General features: G+C 75.3%; 17 protein-coding genes. 9 read left to right on the top strand and 8 right to left on the bottom strand.

Annotated elements, in window-relative coordinates:
• From ACIRPH_RS00530 to ACIRPH_RS00520, 3 genes are all read left to right on the top strand, one after another.
• Window positions 1–621: an SCO family protein gene (locus ACIRPH_RS00530; RefSeq protein ID WP_402907572.1), complete on the top strand. Its 621-nt coding sequence runs from the start codon at window positions 1–3 to the stop codon at window positions 619–621.
• Window positions 618–1,883: a Dyp-type peroxidase gene (locus ACIRPH_RS00525; protein WP_402907569.1), complete on the top strand. Its 1,266-nt coding sequence runs from the start codon at window positions 618–620 to the stop codon at window positions 1,881–1,883. Before ACIRPH_RS00530 ends, ACIRPH_RS00525 begins: the two co-directional genes overlap by 4 nt.
• A gap of 103 nt (window positions 1,884–1,986) precedes the next feature.
• The gene (locus ACIRPH_RS00520; RefSeq protein WP_402907567.1) at window positions 1,987–2,550 is read left to right on the top strand and encodes a copper chaperone PCu(A)C; all 564 of its coding nucleotides are present in this window, start codon (window positions 1,987–1,989) and stop codon (window positions 2,548–2,550) included.
• Between the two features lie 46 nt (window positions 2,551–2,596).
• On the opposite strand, the gene ACIRPH_RS00515 is transcribed toward ACIRPH_RS00520, so the two are convergent.
• The 3 genes from ACIRPH_RS00515 to ACIRPH_RS00505 all read right to left on the bottom strand — a co-directional run bounded on the left by ACIRPH_RS00515 (window position 2,597) and on the right by ACIRPH_RS00505 (window position 6,132).
• The gene (locus ACIRPH_RS00515) at window positions 2,597–4,030 is read right to left on the bottom strand and encodes a PepSY-associated TM helix domain-containing protein (protein ID WP_402907564.1); all 1,434 of its coding nucleotides are present in this window, start codon (window positions 4,028–4,030) and stop codon (window positions 2,597–2,599) included.
• A gap of 148 nt (window positions 4,031–4,178) precedes the next feature.
• Window positions 4,179–4,616, bottom strand: coding sequence for a DUF6892 domain-containing protein (locus tag ACIRPH_RS00510; RefSeq protein ID WP_402907561.1), 438 nt, complete (start codon window positions 4,614–4,616; stop codon window positions 4,179–4,181).
• Between the two features lie 409 nt (window positions 4,617–5,025).
• A complete protein-coding gene (locus ACIRPH_RS00505; protein ID WP_402907558.1) occupies window positions 5,026–6,132 on the bottom strand; it encodes an NADH:flavin oxidoreductase/NADH oxidase in 1,107 nt (368 codons plus the stop codon).
• Window positions 6,133–6,298: 166 nt separating this feature from the next.
• Here ACIRPH_RS00505 and ACIRPH_RS00500 point away from each other — a divergent pair, with 166 nt between their 5' ends.
• On the top strand, window positions 6,299–6,688 hold the full coding sequence (locus ACIRPH_RS00500) for an ArsR/SmtB family transcription factor (RefSeq protein WP_402907555.1): 390 nt from the start codon (window positions 6,299–6,301) through the stop codon (window positions 6,686–6,688).
• A gap of 584 nt (window positions 6,689–7,272) precedes the next feature.
• Here the strand turns inward: ACIRPH_RS00500 and ACIRPH_RS00495 are convergent.
• Both ACIRPH_RS00495 and ACIRPH_RS00490 read right to left on the bottom strand, forming a co-directional pair.
• Window positions 7,273–8,307 carry an ADP-ribosylglycohydrolase family protein gene (locus ACIRPH_RS00495; protein WP_402907552.1) on the bottom strand — a complete coding sequence of 345 codons (1,035 nt, stop codon included), beginning with the start codon at window positions 8,305–8,307 and terminating at the stop codon, window positions 7,273–7,275.
• A complete protein-coding gene (locus ACIRPH_RS00490) occupies window positions 8,297–9,295 on the bottom strand; it encodes an ADP-ribosylglycohydrolase family protein (RefSeq protein WP_402907550.1) in 999 nt (332 codons plus the stop codon). The genes ACIRPH_RS00495 and ACIRPH_RS00490 overlap by 11 nt, the downstream gene beginning before the upstream one ends.
• 167 nt (window positions 9,296–9,462) lie before the next feature.
• Between ACIRPH_RS00490 and ACIRPH_RS00485 the strand changes: the two genes are divergently transcribed.
• From ACIRPH_RS00485 to ACIRPH_RS00470, 4 genes are read left to right on the top strand one after another with little or no spacing between them, the layout of a single operon-like run.
• Complete coding sequence (locus ACIRPH_RS00485; RefSeq protein ID WP_402907546.1) at window positions 9,463–10,470, top strand: LacI family DNA-binding transcriptional regulator; 1,008 nt, start codon at window positions 9,463–9,465, stop codon at window positions 10,468–10,470.
• Window positions 10,471–10,498: 28 nt separating this feature from the next.
• The gene (locus tag ACIRPH_RS00480) at window positions 10,499–11,851 is read left to right on the top strand and encodes an ABC transporter substrate-binding protein (protein WP_402907543.1); all 1,353 of its coding nucleotides are present in this window, start codon (window positions 10,499–10,501) and stop codon (window positions 11,849–11,851) included.
• Window positions 11,852–11,874: 23 nt separating this feature from the next.
• On the top strand, window positions 11,875–12,813 hold the full coding sequence (locus ACIRPH_RS00475; RefSeq protein ID WP_402907540.1) for a carbohydrate ABC transporter permease: 939 nt from the start codon (window positions 11,875–11,877) through the stop codon (window positions 12,811–12,813).
• Window positions 12,814–12,818: 5 nt separating this feature from the next.
• Complete coding sequence (locus ACIRPH_RS00470) at window positions 12,819–13,679, top strand: carbohydrate ABC transporter permease (protein WP_402907537.1); 861 nt, start codon at window positions 12,819–12,821, stop codon at window positions 13,677–13,679.
• A 201-nt stretch (window positions 13,680–13,880) separates the two neighbouring features.
• On the opposite strand, the gene ACIRPH_RS00465 is transcribed toward ACIRPH_RS00470, so the two are convergent.
• Entirely contained in the window at window positions 13,881–14,657 is a 777-nt protein-coding gene (locus ACIRPH_RS00465; RefSeq protein WP_402907534.1) for a sulfite exporter TauE/SafE family protein, read from the bottom strand.
• A 174-nt stretch (window positions 14,658–14,831) separates the two neighbouring features.
• Here ACIRPH_RS00465 and ACIRPH_RS00460 point away from each other — a divergent pair, with 174 nt between their 5' ends.
• Entirely contained in the window at window positions 14,832–15,587 is a 756-nt protein-coding gene (locus ACIRPH_RS00460) for a metal-dependent hydrolase (protein WP_402907531.1), read from the top strand.
• Between the two features lie 345 nt (window positions 15,588–15,932).
• On the opposite strand, the gene ACIRPH_RS00455 is transcribed toward ACIRPH_RS00460, so the two are convergent.
• Window positions 15,933–16,700: an IclR family transcriptional regulator gene (locus ACIRPH_RS00455; protein WP_402907528.1), complete on the bottom strand. Its 768-nt coding sequence runs from the start codon at window positions 16,698–16,700 to the stop codon at window positions 15,933–15,935.
• A gap of 252 nt (window positions 16,701–16,952) precedes the next feature.
• Window positions 16,953–20,018 carry an alpha-mannosidase gene (locus tag ACIRPH_RS00450; protein WP_402907525.1) on the bottom strand — a complete coding sequence of 1,022 codons (3,066 nt, stop codon included), beginning with the start codon at window positions 20,016–20,018 and terminating at the stop codon, window positions 16,953–16,955.
• Window positions 20,019–20,088 lie beyond the last annotated feature (70 nt).

Raw genomic sequence — 20,088 nt, 5'->3', positions numbered from 1 at the left:
ATGACGTCCCGACCCCGCCAGGCCGCCCTCCGCGGCCTCGCGTTCTGCGCCGCCCTCGTCCTCGCCACCGCCTGCTCCGCCGCGGACCCCGTCGCGGAGGCCGACCACTACATGGACCTGTCCGACGACCCCATGGCCGCCTCGGCGACCGAGCTGACGACCCTCGACGGCGACCCGTGGGGCTTCACCGACGTCGCCGACGACCGGCTGACCCTGCTCTTCTTCGGCTACACCAGCTGCCCCGACGTGTGCCCGATGACGATGGCCGAGATCGACCTGGCACTCGGGCAGGCCGGGGACGCGGCCGACGCCTACGACGTCGTGATGGTCAGTACCGACCCCGCCCGCGACACCGCCGAGCAGATGCGGTCCTGGCTCGACCGGTTCGACCCCTCCTTCCAGGGGGTCCGGGGGGACGTCGACACGACGGTCGAGGCCGCCCGCGACTACGGCATCGCCGTCGACCCCCCGCAGGAGGCCGAGGGCCAGTACCTGGTCACCCACGGCGGCCGGATCGTCGTCCTGCTGCCCGGGGGCGAGGCGGCCGGGATGTTCGACGAGGGCACCGAGGCCGACCGGATCGCGGCGCTCCTCCCCGAACTCGCGGAGACACTGCTGTGAGACGCCGGACCGAACCGGGGGAGGGGCCCTCCCGCCGCGGCCTCCTGGCCGCCACGGGCGCGGCCGGGCTCGCCGGCCTGGCCGCGGGCGCGGGCGCCGGGCACGCCGCCGCAGGCCGCCGGGCCGAGGAGGAGCACGCCCTGGCGCTCGGCCCCTCCCGCTCCAGGGCGGGGGGCCGAGACGGCCTGCCCCCGGCCCTGCTGTCGCCCACGCCGTCGCAGGTCCGCCTGGTCGCGGTGGACCTGAGGGCGGAGCCGGGGGAGCGGGCGCGCGAAGCCGCGCGCCGGGTGCTCCGGACCTGGAGCCGGGAGATCGGCGCCCTCCACGGGCACGGCCTCGACGCCCGCGTCGAGGGCGCCCCGACCCGGGGGCTGTTCCCTGCGTCGCTGGGCGTCACCGTCGGCCTGGGGGCCTCCCTGCTCGACCGGATCGGGGCGCGGGACCGGATCCCCCCGCACATGGAGGACCTCCCGGCCTTCGCGTCCGACCGCCTGGAACCCGCCTGGTGCGGCGGGGACCTGCTGCTCCACGTGGGGGCGGAGGACCCCGTCGTCCTCTCCTCCGCGGTCGGGCACCTGGTCGGCGCCGTCGCGGAGGACGCACGGCCGCGGTGGTCCCTGCCCGGGTTCCAGCGCTCGGCCGCCGCGGCCGAGGACCCGGGCGCCACGCCGCGCAACCTGATGGGCCAGGTCGACGGGACCGTCAACCCGCACGCCGCCGACCCGGTGTTCGGCCCGCAGGTCCTCGCCGCGCACCCCGAGCCCGCCCTGGCGTGGATGGACGGCGGCACCTACCTCGTCGTCCGTCGCATCCGCATGCTCCTCGACGACTGGTACTCCCTCGACCCCGGGGACCGGGAGACGGTCATCGGCCGCAGCCTCTCCACCGGGGCGCCGCTGGGGGGCGGCGCCGAGGACGACCTCCCCGACCTGTCGGCCACGGGGGAGGACGGCACGCCGGTGATCGCGCCCGACGCCCACATCAGGCTCGCCGCCCCGGGCAACACCCTCGGCGCGCGGATGCTGCGCCGGGGCTTCAACTACGACCTGGGCTGGGACGCCGACGGCCTCCGGCAGGCGGGCCTGGTCTTCACCGCCTGGCAGGCGGATCCCAGGGCGGGATTCACCCCGGTGCAGCGCGCCCTGGACGAGGGGTCCGACGCCCTCCACCGGTACGTCCGCCACGAGGGGAGCGCCCTGTTCGCCGTGCCGCCCGTGCGCGGGGGCGAACCCTGGATCGCGCACGGCCTCCTCCCCGGGTGAAGGCGCGCACACCGGGAACCGCGAGGGCACCGTGAACGACCCCGGGGACGGGGCCGCACCCCCACCACCGCACGAACACGACCACGAGGAAACCGCGAGGACCATGCCACTCCCACGACACGGGGCAGCGCCCCGGCCACGGACCACCGCCACCGCCGCGCTGGCCGCCCTGCTCCTCGCCACGGCCTGCGGGGCGCCGGACGCGCCCGCCGACGCGGCCGGGGCCGACCCGGGCGCGGAGCCCCGCGGCCACGCCGCCGCCGGCGACCTGGAGGTCACCGGCGCGTGGGTGCCCGAGCCCGCCAACCCGGAGATCGCCGTCCTGTACCTGGAGGTCTCCAACGCCGCCGACGAGGACACCGCCATCACCGGGGTCTCCACCGGGGCCTCGCCCGACGCCGACCTGTGCAGCACCGAGACCACGGGCTCCGGGGCCTCCCGCATGCGTGTCGTGGAGGAGATCCCCGTGGCGGCGGGGGGAGCCACCGAGCTGGTCGACGGCGGCTACCACATCATGGTCAACGACCTGCCCGAACCCCTGGAGGAGGGGGACGAGGTCGCCGTCACGCTGACCTTCGCCGAGGGGAGCGAACTGGAGGTCACCGCGCCCGTGCAGCCCATGGCGGCCGGCGGCGCGCCCGTGACCGACCACGGGGGGCACCACTGAGCCCGCGGCCGTCCCCGCCCCGGCGGGGACGGCCGCGCGGTGCGTGTCACCGGGGGCGGGACCCCGCGACCGTCGCGTCCTCGGGCCCGGGCGCCGAAGGGGGCGGCCCCGCCGTACGGCGCGGGCGGCGGGCGCGCCACCCCAGCACGGCGTCCACCACGAGGAACACCGCGAGCGAGGCCCCGAGCAGCGGGACGAACCACCCAACCCCGGCGAGGACGGCGACCACCGCCGCCTTCCACGGCCACGCCAGGGCCCGGAAGGCGCCGCGCGGGTACGGGCGGCCCACGCCCAGGGCCCGGCCCCGCGTCGGCCGCCGCTGCCACCACATGCGGTAGCCCCACACCACGACGGTGATCAACCCCAGGACCAGGGCGGTCAGGGCGATCTGGTTGGGCACGCCGAACAGCACGCCCATGTGGGCGTCGATGCCCCAGCGGCTCAGCTTGGCCATGAGGGGGTAGTCGGAGAAGCGGACGACGTCGACGACCTCCCCGGTGTCCGCGGCGACCGCCGCCGTGTCCACGCTCGTGGGCCAGGACCGGTCGATCTGGGTCACCGTGTAGGGGGCGGCGGGCTCCTTCGGCAAAGAGATCTCGACGAGACCGTCCAGCCCGGCCTCCCGCGCGTTCGCCAGCACGGTGTCGATGCCGATGTCCACCCCGGGGGAGGCGTTCGGGGCGTCGGTGGAGACGGCGGGGGTGGTCCAGGCCAGCCGCTCCCGGAGTTCGGTGACGTTCGCCCCCGCGTACTGGGACCACGTCAGCCCCGTCGCGGACAGGAACAGCAGCCCCGCCAGCAGCCACAGCCCGGTCGCCCCGTGCACCGAGACCGACCGGGGACGGCCGGGGGCGGTGCCCGCGCCGGGGACGAGCAGGCGGCGCGCGCCCCCGCGGCGGCGCAGCGCGGTCGAGGCCCACAGGGCGGCCCCGCCGAGGGCGACCACCCACAGCCAGCTCGCGGCCAGCTCGCTGTACAGGCGGCCCGCGTCGCCCAGGTGCAGGTTGCGGTGGAGCATGTCGACCCAGGTCCGGGCGGGCAGCGCGCCGCTCGTGCCGTAGGTCTCCATCACGCCGAGGACCTCGCCGCCGTAGGGGTCGACGAACACCGTCGTCCGGTGGCTCTCGGCCGACCCGGGCAGGTCGAAGAGCACCCGGGTGGAGTCCTCCTCGCCGGTGGCCGGACGCACCGCGTCGACCTCGGCCCCGGACAGCTCCGCCCGGGCGGTGCGCACCTGCTCGTGCAGCGGCAGGGGCTCGCCCCCCGGCTCCACGTACAGCTGCTCCGCGTACACCGCCTGCTCGATCTGCGGTGTCCACACGTACAGGAGCCCCGTGGCGGCGGCGACCAGGACGAAGGGGGCGACGAACACCCCCGCGTAGAAGTGGAGCCGCAGGACCAGGGGGCGCAGCGCCGCCCAGGCGCCGCGGGGCCCCGGGCGGGCCCGGTCCGCTGTCGACTTGTCCGGTTGCCGTTCCACGCGTTCGTTCTCCTCACAGCGGCGCACCGGGCCCGTGCCCGGTGGGAAGTCTCCTTCGCCCCTGTGGTCGTCCGCGGGGGCCGCCGGGTTCCCGCCGGCGGGACGCCCGTGCCCGGGCGCCCCGCCGGCCGCTGCGGGCCGCGCCGGCTCAGTCGACCTCGATGCCCCTGGCGGTCAGGGCCTCCAGCATCTCGGGCCGCGCGTGGAAGTGGTCCTCGGCGCCCTGGAAGCGCCGGAGGTTCGGCACCAGGTCGAGGTCGTCCAGGGAGCGGACGTCGAACAGGTCGTCCTCGCCGTCCCAGACCGGCGCGCACTCCATGAACACCCGGAGCCCGCCGTCGAACAGGATCGAGTCCACGGTGGCGAGCTGCTCCGCGCTGATCTCCAGCGCCTCGAAGTACGCGCGCGTCTCGTCCAGGACCTGGAACTCCTTGCCGACCGCGTAGGCGTACTCGTAGGGAGCCTGGGTGATTCCGAGTTCCTTGAGGTGCTCGGTGAGGGTGAAGCGGGGGGAGAGCGTCCCGTCGTCGTACATGAGTTTCTCGACGACGAGCAGTTTGAAGTTGAAGTCCTGGAAGGTCGGCATGGGGACACGGTAGCCAGGGGGTACGACACCGTTCCGCGCCAGGTCCGGTCCCGCGGCCCGCTCCTGCCGGGCGGGGCGAGGCGGTCGGCGGCGGACCCCGGGGAGGGCCGCCCCACCCGCCGCGGGCAGTTCCGGGCGGCCCCGGGGCCCGAAGGCGGATGCCGGCGACGGTGACGACGGGTACTCCCGCCGGGGGCGGCGACAGGGGGGACCGGAGCGGGGGAGGCGTGCCCGGGCGGGCCGGCGCTCCCGTTCCGAACGCGGTCCCCGGACGCCGGGGGACGCCCCGGGGGGCACGGCGTCCGGCGCACGGGGGCGCGGCGCAGTCGGAGCGGCCCCCCTCCCCGGACGCGACGACGGCGCGGCGCCCCCGGGAGGGGCGCCGCGCCGGGCGGGTCCGTGCGCGCGGTCAGCGCCGGCGGGCGACCGCGTACCCGTACTGGTCGGGCCAGCGCGAGGCCCCGCCCAGCTCCTCGGCCGCGCGGTGGGCCCAGTAGGGCTCGCGCAGGAGCTGCCGCCCCAGGAACACGGCGTCGGCGCGGCCCGAGGCCACGATCTCCTCCGCCTGGGCGGGCTCCAGGATCAGGCCGACCGCCGCGGTGGGCAGGCCGGTCTCCTGGCGCACCCGTTCGGCGAAGGGGACCTGGTAGTCGGGCGCGGCGGGGATGGAGGCGTCGTGGACCATGCCGCCGGTGGACACGTCGAGCAGGTCCACGCCCCTGGCCTGGAGCTCCTTGGCGAGCCGCACCGTGTCCTCGGCGGTCCAGCCCTCCCGGGCGTCGTCGGCGTTCTCCGAGAGCCAGTCCGTGGCGGAGGTGCGGAAGAGCACCGGCAGGTGCTCGGGCCAGACGGCGCGTACGGCGTCGACCACCTCCAACGGGAACCGCATGCGGTTCTCCAGGCTGCCGCCGTAGGCGTCGGTGCGGTGGTTGGCCGCGGGGGAGAGGAAGGAGTTGAGGAGGTAGCCGTGGGCCCCGTGCACCTCCACGACCTGGAACCCCGCGGCGAGGGAGCGCTCGGCCGCCGCCGCGAAGTCGCGCACGAGCTGCCCGATCTCCTCGACGGTCAGCGCGGTCGGCGCGGGGTGGTCGTGGAAGGGCTCGGCGCTCGGGCCGACCGTGGCCCATCCGCCGTCGGCGGGGGCGACGGGGCGGCTGCCGAGCCAGGGCTTGTCGACCGAGGCCTTGCGCCCGGCGTGCGCGAGCTGGATGGCGGCGACGGCGCCGTGGGAGCGGACGGCCGAGACCACGCGGGCGAGGCCGGCCTGCTGCCGCGCGTTCCACAGGCCCAGGTCCCACGGGCTGATCCGCCCGTCCGGGCGCACGGCGGTGGCCTCGACCATGACCATGCCCAGACCGCCCGCGGCCCGGTCGGCCAGGTGCGCCAGGTGGAAGTCGGTCGGCACCCCGGCGTCGGGGCCCTGCGATTCCGCCGAGTACATGCACATCGGCGACATCCACGCGCGGTTGGGGATCTCCAGCGACCTCAGTACGAGGGGGGTGAACAACGTGCTCACGGTCGGTCCTTCCCGTGGTGCGGGGTGGGACCCCGGCGGCGCCGGGGTCGGGGGTCGGTCACGAGTCGACCGCTCACTCATACGATAATCATCGTATTACGATGATTGTCAAACTACGGTGCTTGTCGTACTTTGTGGACGGTGGCGCAGCGAGGGAGGCGGTCCTGTGGCCGACACGGTGGGGACGAGAAGGCCGGGACGCCGGTTGGAGCACCCGCACGCCCGGGAGATCCGGGTGGACGCGGTCCTGCACGCACTGGCCGACCCGGTACGGCTGCGCATCGTGCGCGACCTGGCCGACGGCCATGAGGACATGGCCTGCATCGCCTTCGCGCTGCCGGTGAGCAAGTCCACGTCCACGCACCACTTCCGCGTGCTGCGCGAGGCCGGGATCATCCGCCAGTACTACGAGGGCACGTCGCGGATGAGCCGCCTGCGCACCGAGGACCTGGAGTCGCGTATGCCGGGCCTGCTCGACGCGGTGCTCAACGCCGCCCTCCTCGCCGAGCGCGAGGACGCGGCCGCCGTGCCGGCGCCCTCCGACGGGGGGCGCTGAGGGCCGCCCGGAGCGGCCCGGCGGCCGGAAGGCGTCGCCGCCCGCCCCCTCCGCCGTGATCTCGTACCCGGAGCGAGGTCCGGCGCCGAGAACGCCTACGAGCACACGATCATCCTGGTCGGAGGCCCCCGCGTCCCCTCGGAGACGGTCCCGCCCGGTCGGCCGGATCGCGCCCGGTCCCGCCCGTGCGGCCGCCGGGACGAGACCGCAGTGCGGCGCCGGGGCCCGCCGGGCACGGCGCCCCCACGTCCCGGCCCGGTGCGGTGACGGGCGGCGGCACGGGACCCTCCCGTCCACAGGCCCCCGCGTCCCACCGGCGGCGGTCGCGGCCGGCCCGCCGGGGAGCGGCACGGCCCCGGGAACGCGGAAGGGCGCGCGGGGGGGGGGCGCCCCCCCCCCCCGCCCCCCCCCCCCCGCGCGCCCCCCCCCCGCCGGGGGCGCCCGCCCCCCCCCCCGGCGCCGCGGGGGGGGGGGGGGGGGCGCCCCCCCCCCCCCCCGCGCCCCCCGATACCCGGCGCGCCCCCGCGCTGCCGGGTACGCCTGCCCCGATCCGCCCTCCGGTACCGGCGCCCGGCCGTCTCACCTCACCGGAGGACTCCAGCCCCCGCGGCGACCAGGCGGTCGGCCAGCTCGGTCAGCCGCACGCCCGAGACCCCGGGGAGCAGCACGCCCTCCAGCCGGTCGACGCGCTCGCGCCAGGCCTCCGGGACGGCCCGCTCGCCGCCGACCGCCCCGCACAGGGCGCCGACCATCGCCGGCATGCTGTCGGCCTGCCTGGGCAGGAGCGCCGCGGCCTGGAGCCCCGCGGCGAGGTCCCCGCCCACGAGGCGGGTGATCGCGAACGCCGTCGGCAGCGTCTCGGGGGCCACGCCCCCGTGGCTGTAGCGCGCCCGCCCGAAGGCGTCCACCAGCTCCGGCACCGCCGTGAAGGCGTCCGCGGCGTCGGCGACCAGCACGTCGGCGCGGTCCAGCCCCCGCCCGAGCCAGCTGTCCGCGGGCACGGTCCGGCGGGCTCCCGCCAGCGCGATCTCCAGCGGGGCGCCCCCGGCCAGCGACGCCACGGCGTGGGCCATGGCGCGGGCCGCCCACAGCCCGTCCCGCGAGTGGGTGATGCTCGCGTAGTCCCCGGCCAGGAGGGCGGCGGCGTCCGCGTCCCCGGCGCGCAGCAGTCCGACCGCCACGGCCGCCGGGACCGCGGCGTCGTCCCAGTGCACGGGGTTGTCCGTGCCCGTCGTGGGAGGCACCCCGCCCCGCAGGGCGTGGACGGCCGCGCCGCGCTCGGCGACACCGCACCACACGTCCTCGGTGTCCACGTAGTGCGCGCGCCACCGCGCGAACAGCGAGGCGGTGTCGTGGGACTCCGCCTCCAGCAGCACCAGGGCGGCCGTCGCCGCGGTCTCGGCGTCGTCGGTACCGGAGAGCGGGCTGCCCTCGTCGCCGCTCAGGGCGAAGGGCAGCAGCGGGCGCGAGACGCGCTGGGCGTCGAGCTCGGCGTTCTTCTGCCACAGGACGTCGCGCCCCCACCCGGAGCGGACACGCCGGTGGAACTGGGCGGGCAGGCCGAGGGCGTCGCCCATCGCGAGCCCGAGCAGGGCTCCGCGCGCGGTCTCAGAGCGCAAGGTCCACCTCCTGGTGGTGGCGCCCGGCGGCGTGCAGGGCGTCGGCGAGTTCGATGAGGTCCGTTCCTGCGGTGACGGTGACGCAGCGCCCGGAGACGCTCGTCACCTGCTCCCGCCAGTGCGCGGGGATGGCCGAGGCGCCGTGCAGCGCGCCCGCCATCGCCCCGGCCATCGCGGCGATGGTGTCGGAGTCGCGCCCGATGTTGACCCCGGCGAGCACGGTGGGGACGAACTCGCCGCGGGCGGCCGCGAAGAGGCCGAAGGCCAGGGCCACCGCCTCGGGGGCGGTGTCGGGCCAGGGGTAGTGGAAGAGCGGGATCTGCGCGTACAGCTCCCGTTCGGCCGTGTCGGTGTCGGGGGCGGCCGCGGCGATCTCCAGGGCCCGCCTCGTGAGGCGCCCGGTCCAGGAGTCCGCGGGCATGGCCGCGAGCCCGGCCGCCACGACCTCGTCGGGCCCCTCGGCCACCAGGGCGACCGCCACGGCCGCGGCGACGGCCCGCGCGCCGTGGACGCCGTCGGCGTCATGGCTGACCATGGCGTCCTCGTGCGCCAGCCGGGCCGCCTCGGCCGGGTCGCCGGCACAGAGGATCCCGACGGGCGCGACGCGCATGGCCGCGCCGTCGCTCCACGACTCGTAGCTGTCGGCGCCGCTGACCGGGGGGCGCAGTCCGGCCCGCAGGTTGGCGATGGCCACCATCTCGCTGAACCCGGCGCCGTGGAACCCCTCGGTCTGGGCGAGGAGTGCTGTCCGCCACACCTCGGCGACGTGGTCGCCCGTGAGGCCGTGCCCGTGCGCGAGCAGCCCGCGGGCGCACAGGACGGCGTACTCGGTGTCGTCGGTGCCCGCGGCGTCCTCCTCGAGGAAGTCCACCACACGCCCGTGCGCTGCACGGATGGCATCGGGGGTCATGCCTTCTGTGGGTGCCCCCAGGGCGTCGCCGACCGCCAGGCCCACCAGGGCCCCGCGGCACCGATCACGAGTCACCATCGGCATCCTCTCACTTCGTTTTGCGCACAGCAGTTCGACGCGCTCCGCCGTGTTCCAACTGGTGAGTGGGGGAGGGGGATACTCGTCTTGACACTGCACACCGTTTTTGGCCACTATGAACCCTACCCTTTTGCAATACGTTTTGCATACGATGCGAATCGAGAGAGATGAGCAAGGAGAACAGGGCCGGCATCGCCGACGTCGCGGCGCGTGCGGGTGTGAGCATCACGACCGTCTCCCACGTCCTGAGCGGGCGGCGCCCGGTCAGCGACAAGACCAAGGCCAAGGTGCTCCGGATCGTCCAGGAGCTGGACTACCGGCCCGACCCCTCGGCCCGTGGACTGCGGACCGGGCGCAGCGAGGCCGTCGCGCTGGTGGTCTCCGACGTCACCAACCCCTTCTACCCCCAGATGGCGGCCGGGCTCCAGGACGTGCTCCAGCCCCAGGGCTTCCTCATCTCGATCTGCAGCGTCCGGGAGAACTCCGAGGACCTCGACGCCGCCCTGCGCCACCTGCTCGACCGCAAGGTCGACGGGGTCGTCCTGGCGTCGCTGACCGCCCAGGAGCGCCACTACGCGGCGATCACCGACGCCGGCGCCTCCCTGGTCCGGCTGAGCGGTGAGCTCGACCCGCGCTTCGGCGACATCGTGCGGGCCGACGACACCGGCGGCATGGCGGACGCCGTCACCCACGTGCTCGAACGCGGGAACCGCAGGATCGGCTTCGTCAACGGGGACCCGGACACCGCGCCGGGCCGGCTCCGCCTGGCGGGCTACGAACGGGCCCTGCGCGACTTCGGGGTCGAGTTCGACGAGTCCCTCGTCGTCTCCGGCCCCTTCACACGGGCCGGAGGGGTGGAGGGGGCCCACGCCCTCCTCGCCCTCGACCCGGCGCCCGAGGCCCTGGTCTGCGCCAACGACCTCATAGCGGTGGGCGCCCTGGACGCCGTCCGCGAGCGCGGCCTGACCGTCCCCCGTGACGTCGCGGTCACCGGATTCGACGACATCGAGGCGGCGTCGCTGCTGTCGCCACCGCTCACCACCGTCCACAACCCCGCACGGGAGATCGGGCGCACCTGCGCCCGGCTGATCCTCGAACGCCTCTCCGGAGACCCCGCCCAGGGGGCGCGCGAGGTCGTCCTCCCCCAGAAACTCATCGTCCGCGAATCCACCTGAACACCGTGCACGATCCAAAGGATCCCCTGTGACCCACCACCTTCCTCGCCGTGACGCCTTCAAACTCGCCGGAGGGGCCCTCGCGGGCGCCTGGCTCCTGACCGGGTGCGGCGGCTCCGGCGGGGGTTCCTCCGCCATCGACTACTGGGGCGCCTTCCCCACCCCGGAGACCGAGGAGTACTTCCGCACCCACTTCATCGACACGTTCAACGAGTCGTCCGAGCGCCAGGTCAAGATGACCACCAAGCAGCTCACCAACCTGGCCTCGCAGACCGACACCGCCGTCTCCTCCGGCAACGCCCCCGACATCATCTACTCGCCCGGCCCGACGACCACGGTGTCCTACGCCCAGGGCAACCGCACGATCCCCCTGGACGACTACGCCGACCAGTACGGCTGGAACGACCGCCTGCTCCCCTGGGCCCAGCAGCTCAGCCGGGTGGACGACGCCATGCAGTCCGTGCCCACCTCCTACGGCTCGCTGGTGATGTACTACAACCGCGCCGTCTTCGAGGAGAACGGCTGGACCCCGCCCACGACCAAGTCGGAGTTCGAGGCCCTCTGCGAGGACGCCGACTCCAAGGGGATCATCCCCGTCGGCGCCGGCAACAGCGGCTACCCGGCGCAGAGCGAGTGGTACCTCAGCTGCGTGCTCAACGCCGCCGTGGGCCCCCAGAACCTCTACGAGATCCTCACCGGGGACCGCGACTGGAACGACGCGGCCGTCGTCGACGCCCTGGAGACGATGAAGTCCCAGATCGACAAGGGCTGGTGGGGCGGCGGCGCCGAGCGCTGGTTCACCAACACCGACCCCGACATGTGCACCGGCCTCGCCAACGGCGACGTCGCCATGTACATGAGCGGCACCTGGAGCTTCAGCTCCATGGGCACGTTCTTCACCGACTCCGGCAACGACCCGCAGGACTGGGACTGGGCGCCCCTGCCCTCGCTCGCCGAGGGCGTCGAGCCGGGCGTGTTCCCGATGGCGATCGGCACCGCGCTGTCCATCAGCTCCGACAGCAGCGACCCCGACACCGCCGCCGCCTTCCTGGACCACCTGGTCGGCGACACCTCCCGCTCCCTGGGCTACCTGGCCGAGCAGGGCGAGAACCCGCCGCCCGTGGCCTACGGCGCCGACGACTTCCCCGAGGGCATCGACCCGCGCGCCCAGCGCCTGTACGAGCAGATCCCCGAGTCGGACAACATCGGCTACGCCAGCTGGACCTTCCTGCCCCCGCAGACCAACACCGCGCTCTACACCGAGTTCGACGGCGTCATCACCGGCGACATGTCGCCGTCGGCGTACGCGGGCTTCCTCAAGACCAGCTTCGAGCAGGAGCTGGGCGCCGGCGGCCTGCCGACGCCGTTCACTCCGCAGTAGAGAGAAACCGGAAACCCCACCCGATGTCCGTCGCTGTCACCGGGACGGGCGGGGCGGTCCGACCGCCCCGCCCCCCGGCCCGCAGACGGGGCCCCAACCGCAGGCTCACGGGCCTGCTGTTCCTCGCCCCGCTCCTCATCGTCAACGTCCTCGTCATCGCCGGCCCGGCGATGATGTCGGTCGCGTACTCGTTCACCGACTGGGACGGGATCAACACCCCCGACTTCGTCGGCACGGCGAACTACGAGGCCCTGGCCGGTGACCCTGCCTTCCACCGGGCCCTCGGCCACAACCTGGTGTGGACGCTGTTCTTCCTGACGGTGCCCATGGGGATGGGCCTGCTCGGCGCCTACCTGCTCAGCCGCGTGCGGCGCGGGCGGACCCTGTTCCGCATCGCGTTCTTCATCCCGTACGTGGTCGCCACCGTCGTCTCGGCCGCCGTGTGGCGCCAGATCCTCAGCCCCGACGCGGGCATCGGCCCGGCCCTGGCCTCCTTCGGGGTGCCCTGGGTGGGCGACGTCAACGCGCTGGGCGACCCCGACCTGGCCCTGGGCGCGATCGCGATGATCAACAACTGGCAGTGGTGGGGCTTCCTGGTGATGCTCTTCCTCACCGCCATGCAGTCGGTCAACCCGTCGCTGTACGAGGCGGCCCGCCTGGACGGGGCCGGGAGGTTCCGGGAGTTCTGGCACGTGACCCTGCCCGGGATCCGGCCGACCCTGGTCTTCCTGTTCCTGATGACCATCATCTGGTCGTTCCTGGTGTTCGACTTCGTCTACATCCTCACCCAGGGCGGCCCGGCGGGTTCCACGGACATGCTCAGCACCCTGCTGTACCGCACGGCGTTCAGCGAGTCCCGGGCGGGCGTGGCCTCCGCCGTCGGCGTCGTCATGGCCGTCATCAGCGCCGTCACCATCGCGGGCTACCTCGTCCTGCGCCGCCGACTCCGATGGGAGGTGTGACCCCCATGCCCGCACGACCGACACGGGCCGGACGCGCCGCGCGTCTCCTGGACCGGGGCCGCCCCCTCACCTACCTGCTGCTGGTGATCCTCGCCGCGTACGCGCTGGGGCCCATCGTCGTCATGGTCTTCAGCGCGCTGAAGACCCCGGCGGAGCTCAGCACCAACCCGATGGGGCTGCCCGCCGACGCCGCCTGGGACAACTTCACCACCGCGTGGCAGAGCGCGAACATGGCCACCGGCCTGGCCAACAGCGCGGTCATCGTGGCCTGCACCGCCGTCGGCGTGTGCCTGATCTCGGGCGCCGCCGCCTACGCCATGGTGCGCCTGGACGTCCCCGCTCCCGGGGCGATCACGATGTACCTGCTGGTGGTGACCTCGCTGCCGATCCAGCTGTTCCTCGTCCCGCTGCTGTCGTGGTGGACGCGGCTGGGACTGTACGACACCCAGTTCGGCCTCATCCTCATCTACTGGGCGATCTACAGCCCCTTCGCGACCCTGCTCCTGAGGTCCTACCTCATCGCGATCCCGCCGGACTACGAGGCGGCGGCCCGGATGGACGGCGCGGGGGAGCTCACCGTGTTCTTCCGGATCGTGCTGCCGCTCATCTGGCCCGGACTGCTCACGGCGGGCCTGGTCGCGGGGCTCCAGGCGTACAACGAGTTCCTGCTGGCGGTGACGTTCCTCCAGGACTCCGAGGCGCTGCCGGTCTCGATCGCCCTGTACTCGTTCCAGCAGGGCTTCACCGTGAACCACGCCCTGGTGGCGGCGGCCGGCCTGATCATGCTGCTGCCCATGCTCGCGGTCTTCCTCGTCATGCAGCGCCGCTTCGTGTCGGGCTACGCGTCCACCGGCATGGCCAACTGACCACGGGCCCCGCGAGGGGCCCGAAGCCGCCGGATCCGCGCCCTCCGTCCTAGGGCACGGATCCGGCCCCGGACGGCCGGGCGCCTCGGAGCCCGCCCGTCCGGGAGCCCCCGCAGGGCCGGACGGCCCGCGCGGAGGGCGGGGGCACGCCCACCCGGGCCGGACGCCGCGCGACGCGGCGCAGGCCCGGGGCGGGCGCGCTCAGGAGAAGAAGACCATGTTGACGACGGCGGCGCTCCCGACGGCGACGATGAGCGCCCGCATCAGGTTCGGGGACAGGCGGCGCCCGTACCGGGCGCCCACCAGCCCGCCGAGGGTCGCCCCGACCGCGAGGAGGGCGACCACCGCCCAGTCGACCGAGTCCCGCGCCACGAGCACGAAGGTTCCGGCGGCCACGGCGTTGACCCCGGCGACCAGGAGGTTCTTCAGGCCGTTGAGGGACTGCATCGTCTCCGTCGTCAGCAGTCCCATGAGGCCGACGAGCAGGATGCCCTGCGCCGCGCCGAAGTAGCCGCCGTACGCCCCCAGCACGAAGACGCCCGCGACCGCCGCGGCCAGCCGCGCCCCCTCCAGGCGGCCGGGGGCGGCCCCCGGCGCGCTCCGCGCGAGCGTCCGGCGCTGCACCGCCGGGCCCGCCACGACCATCACCAGCCCGAGGACGACGAGGAAGGGGACGACGACCGAGAACGCGCCCGCGGGCAGGACGAGGAGCAGACCCGCGCCCGCCACCCCGCCCAGCAGGGAGACGGGCAGCAGGACGCGGGCGAGGCGGCTCTGGGCCCGGAGCTCCCTGCGGTACCCGAAGGTCCCGGACAGGTTGCCGCCGACCAGCCCGATCGTGTTGGAGACGTTCGCGACCAGCGGCGGGTAGCCGAACAGGAGCAGGACGGGGAACGTCACCAGGGTCCCCGAGCCCACGACGACGTTGATCAGCCCCGCGACGAACCCCGCCCCGGCGACGGCCGCCCACTCGACCACACGCACCCCCCTCGGCGCCCGGCTCCCCGCGGCACCCGGCCGCGGGGAGCCATCATGGCACCGGCCGCCCCGCCCGCCGGGGGCGGGGCGTGGACGGGGCCCCGGGCGCGGCGCCGTCGCACGTCCGAGAGAGGGTCGGGGAGGCAGACCTCCCCAGCCCCTACGGAGACCTCGATGATGGGTACCTCGCACGCCGCGACCGGCGTGCTCGCGGGCGGCGCCGTCGCCCTGCTCTGCGGCGCGGACGTGCCCGTCACGCTGACGTGCGCCGCGGTCGGCGCCGGCGCCGCGCTCCTCCCCGACCTGGACGAGCCCGGCTCCTCGGCGGGGCGCTCGCTCGGGCGGGTCACGGAGCTGGTCTCGACCGGCCTGCGCGGCCTGTCGAGACGGGTCTACCGCCGCACGGCCACCCCGTGGGAGCTGGAGGCGCCCAAGGACGGCGGGCACCGCCACCTGACCCACACCGTCCCGGCGTGCCTGGTGTTCGGCCTGGTCGCGCTGGGGGCGGCGCTGGCGCCGTTCGGGGCCGCCGCGGTGGTGTTCGCGATGTCCGCCCTGGGTCTGGGGACCGTGGTCCGCCCCTGGAGGGCGTGGGGCACGGTCCGGCGGCGCAGGCGGGCGGCGCTGGTGGCCGCCCTCGTCCTCGGCGCGTGCACGCTGCTCGTGGAGGGCTACGGCCCCGCGCCGTGGCTCGTGGGCCTGGTGGTGTTCGCGGGCGCGCTGACGCACGTGCTGGGGGACTGGCTGACCCGGTCGGGCGTGCCGCTGGCCTGGCCGTTCAGGGTGCGCGGCAAGCGGTGGTGGATGCTGCGCTCACCGGTGGCCTTCCACACCGGCAGGAGCCGGGTGGAGGACGCCATCAGGGTGGGGGCGCTGATCGGGTTCCCCGTGCTGCTGGCGCTGGGGGCGCCCCTCCCGCCGGTGGCGTGAGGGCGGGACGGCCCTGCGGCCGTGGTCCCCACCGCGTCCCCCGCGGGAGCGCCCCCGACCGCCGCCGACCGCCGCCGCGCGGGCGAGTGCGGAGGGGCCGGAGGCCGGGGGCACTGCGGACGCGCGGGCGGGCGATCAGCGACCCGTTGACCAGCTTCAGCAGCTTGGGGTCACCCGGACGCGCGGGCGGGCGCATGAGGAGGGGCTGCCGGTCCTGCCCTCCCGGCGAATGGGGAGCGCGCTCCGTGGCGGCCGGGGTCCCGGGGGTACGCGGGGCGCGTCGGGGGCGGTCCGGCGCCCCGGGGCGCGCGGGCCGTGCTCCGGGCGGGATCGCTCCGGGCGGGATCAGGCCGAGGGGTACCCCAGGAGCCCGGAGATCTCCTCGGCCGCCTCGCGCAGCACCGGCACCAGGGCGCGCATGCGCTCCATGGGCATGTAGGGGCGGGTGGCGGCGATGCTGACCGCCGCCACGCCGGACGAGCTGCCGTCCCGCACGGGGGCGGCCACGCAGCGGATGCCCGGCTCGTTCTCCTCCAGGTCCATCGTGGCGCCCAGCCTGCGGTAGCGGCGCATCGTCTCCAGGAAGCGCTCCAGGGACCGGTCCCAGTCCCCGCCGCCCTCCTGCTCGGCGGCGAAGAGCCGTTTCCAGGCGTCCTCCCCCTCGTCCAGGATCAGGGACTTGCCGATGCCCGTGGTGGTCAGGGGCATGCGGTAGCCGATCCGCGAACGCGTCTCCGCGCCGCGCAGACTCGCGATCTTGTCCAGGTACAGCACCTCGTCGTCGTCGCGGATGGCCAGGTGCACCGTGTCCCGGTACTTCCCGGAGAGCCGCTCCAGGACCGGGCGCGCCACCAGGGGCACCGGGTTCTGCTGGAGGGCGAGGAAGCCGTACTCGATCAGCGCGGGGCCCAGCAGGTAGGTGTTCTCCGGGCCGCGGCGCAGGTAGCCCTCCTGCACGAGCAGCTGCAGCAGCCGGTGCGCGGTGCTGCGGCTGATCCCCGTCCTCTCGCACACCGCCCGGAGGTCGCACGCCCCCCGCGCCACGGCGGCGACGACGTCGAGCCCCCGCCGCAGCGTCTGCGTGCCGGGGGGTGTGGTGCTCTGCCTGTGCATGCGTGCCAGGTTAGACGGCCGTGCGTACCGGCCGCGGCCGGGCCGGGCGCCCGGGGGGCGGCCGGACCGCCCCGGCCCGGCCGGCCACCGCCCTGCCGGGCACGCTCCGCCGGGCACCGGCCCGCCCGCGCCCCTCCGGAGGAGGGGGAGGCGTCCCCTCCGGTCGGGGTCCCCCGGCGGTCGGCGCCTGCCGGGGCCCGTGCCGCCCGGTCCCGCCGGCCCGGCCCCTGTTCCGGCCGGTACGCGGCCGCGCTACCGGGCGAACCGCAGCGTCACGATCTGGAACGGCCGCAGCCCGAACGCCACGGAACCGTGCCCGCCGTCCCCGGACGCGGTCCGCACGCCGAGTTCGGGCGCGCCCCCGTACTCCTCCTCCAGGAGGTTCACCGCGCGGACCCCGGCGAACGGGAAGCCGGGCGCCACCGTCGCGCGGGCCCGCCCGCCCCGGGCCTCGTACAGCCGCACGACGACGTCGCCCGACCGGTCGTCGGCGAGCTTGACCGACTCCACCACCACCCCCGGGTCGTCGACGCGCACCAGCGGTTCGACCGCGCCCCCGCCGGGGACCTCGCGCGGGGGCAGGTTGATCCGGTACCCCTCGCGCACCGCGTCCTCCACCGTCGCGCCCGGGGCCAGCGCGTAGCGGAAGCGGTGCTCGCCCTGGTCCGTCTCCGGGTCCGGGAACCGCGGGGCGCGCAGCAGTGACAGCCGCACCGTGGTCGTGGTGCCCCCGTCCCCGCGGACCGCGCGGGTCACGTCGTGCCCGTAGGTGGAGTCGTTGAGGACCGCCACGCCGTAGCCGGGCTCACCGACGTGCACCCACCGGTGCGCGCAGATCTCGAACTTCGCCGCGTCCCACGAGGTGTTGGAGTGGGTGGGGCGCCTCACGTGCCCGAACTGGATCTCCGAGGAGGACTCGTCCGCGCGGACGTCGAGCGGGAAGGCCGCCTTGAGGAACCTCTCGCGCTCGTGCCAGTGCACCACCGTCTCCACGTCCAGGCGCCGCGCGCCGGGGCTGAGGGACAGGACCTGGACGACCGAGGACGCGCCGAACGTGCGCGCCACGCGCAGCGCGGCGGCGCCTCCGGGCAGCGGTTCCAGGGCCTCGACCGCGTCGGCGCCGGTGAGGTCGGTGACGGTGTTGCGGTAGAACGCGTCGACGTCCCAGGCGTCCCACTGGTTGGGCAGGTCGGGGTGCACCTGGAGCAGGTTGCCCGGAGATCCCGGGGCGAGCACCTCGCGTTCGGCGACCCTGTCCAGGACGGAGGTGACGAGCCCCCGGCCGTCCACGCGCACGGTCAGCAGCCCGTTGTCCAGGGTGAAGCCGCCGTCCGAGGCGTCGCCCGAGGCCGCCGCCGCGCCGGGCGCGCCCGTCCAGGCGGCGGGGACCGCGCCGAGCGCGGGCACGCCGTCGCGCTCGTGCGGGGCGGCGTTGAACACCAGGGTGCCGCCGTCCCCGCCGGGGTCCTCCGCCAGCGCCCCCTGGGCCGCCGCGACGATCCCGTGCAGCTCGGCGGCGGCCTCCGCGTAGGACTCGGCCGCCTCCCGGTGGACCCACGCGATCGAGCTCCCGGGCAGGATGTCGTGGAACTGGTTCAGCAGGACCGTCCGCCACACCCGGTCCAGGGCCTCGTACGGGTAGGGGGCGCCGGTGCGCACGGCGGCGGTCGCGGCCCACAGCTCGGCCTCGCGCAGCAGGTGCTCGGACCGCCGGTTGCCCTGCTTGGTGGCGGCCTGGCTCGTGTAGGTCCCGCGGTGGAACTCCAGGTACAGCTCGCCCAGCCACACGGGTGCGTCGGGGTACTCCGCGTGGGCCTTGGCGAAGAACGCCGAGGGGTGCTCGATCTCCACCCGGGGGGACCCCTCCAGGTCGCCGACCCGCCGGGCGCGGGCGAGCATCTCCCGGGTGGGGCCCCCGCCGCCGTCGCCGTGCCCGAAGGGCACCAGGGACCGCGACGCGCCGCCCTTGTCCCGGAAGTTGCCGGAGGCGTGCGCCAGCTCCGAGCCGGTGAGCTCGGAGTTGTAGGTGTCCACGGGCGGGAAGTGGGTGAAGACCCGTGTGCCGTCGATGCCCTCCCACCAGAACGTGTGGTGGGGGAACGCGTTGGTCTGGCTCCAGGAGATCTTCTGGGTGAGGAACCACCGCGAGCCCGACAGCCGCACGAGCTGGGGGAGCGCCGCCGAGTAGCCGAACGAGTCCGGGAGCCACACCTCCTGGGTGTCGACGCCCAGCTCGTCGCGGAAGAACCGCTTGCCGAAGCTGAACTGCCGGGCCAGCGCCTCGGAACCGGGCATGTTGGTGTCGGACTCCACCCACATGCCCCCGACCGGCACGAACTGCCCGGCCTCGCAGGCGCGCACCACCCGGGCGAAGACGTCGGGCCGGTGCTCCTTGAGCCACGCCCACTGCTGGGCCTGGGACATCGCGAAGACGAACCCCGGGTGGTTCTCCGCGAGGGCGACGGCGTTGGCGCTGGTACGGGCCACCTTGCGCACGGTCTCCCGCACGGGCCACAGCCAGGCGGAGTCGATGTGGGCGTGGCCCACCGCCGAAACCCGGTGGGCGCTCGCCGCGGCGGGGGAGCGCAGGGCCGGGACCAGTGCCTCCCGCGCGCGGTCGGCCGTGCCCGGGACGTCGTGGAGGTCCAGGGCGTCCAGGGACCTCTCCAGGGCGCGCAGGAGCTCCCAGCGGCGCGGGTCGCCGGTGTCGAGGGAGCGCATGACGCCGCCCGCGACGTCGAGGTCCATGGCCAGCTCCCACACCGCCGTCTCGAAGACCGCCAGGTCGGCGCGGGCCAGCCGGTACAGGGGCTCGTCCGCGGGCCCCCGCCCCCCGCCCAGCCCGGTGGGCCGGAACGGCGGGTTCCCGAGGATGACGGGGTTGGCCGCGGCCTCGACGTGGAACTCCACGGCCTCCCCGCCCACGGCCGGGGAGCCGACCGGGATCCAGGCGTTGCGCGGGTTGAGGCCTTTGACGACGGCGCCGTCCGGGAGGTGGACGAGCCCCTCGCTCTGGAAGCCCGGCATGCCGCTGTCGAAGCCCAGGTCGACGACGGCCTCCACCGTCAGCCCGGCCCACTCCCGCGGAACCCCGCCCCGCAGCCGGAACCAGGTCGTCCCCCAGGCCGGCCCCCAGGCGTCGCCGACGCGGGCGGGCACGTGGTCCGCGGCGATCCCCTCCGCCGCGGGCACCGGCTCGCCGGGGGCGTCCCACCGCGCCACTTCCAGGGGGACCGACCTCGTGTAGATCGCGGGCCACACGCGTTCGCCCAGGACCCGTTGCAGCCGGGCCTCGGTCAGCCGCCGGTCGTCGTGCACGGTGGTTCTCCGTTCGATCGTCCCCTGACAGGTGGTGGGTACGTTGTCACCGCCGCGGAGACCGCGTCAA

Origin of the sequence: Nocardiopsis sp. NPDC101807 (assembly GCF_044766605.1) — a bacterium.
GTDB classification, from domain to species: Bacteria; Actinomycetota; Actinomycetes; order Streptosporangiales; family Streptosporangiaceae; genus Nocardiopsis; species Nocardiopsis tropica.
The sequence above is the reverse complement of the archived record's forward strand: the minus strand, read 5'-3'. Positions and strand labels throughout refer to the sequence as shown.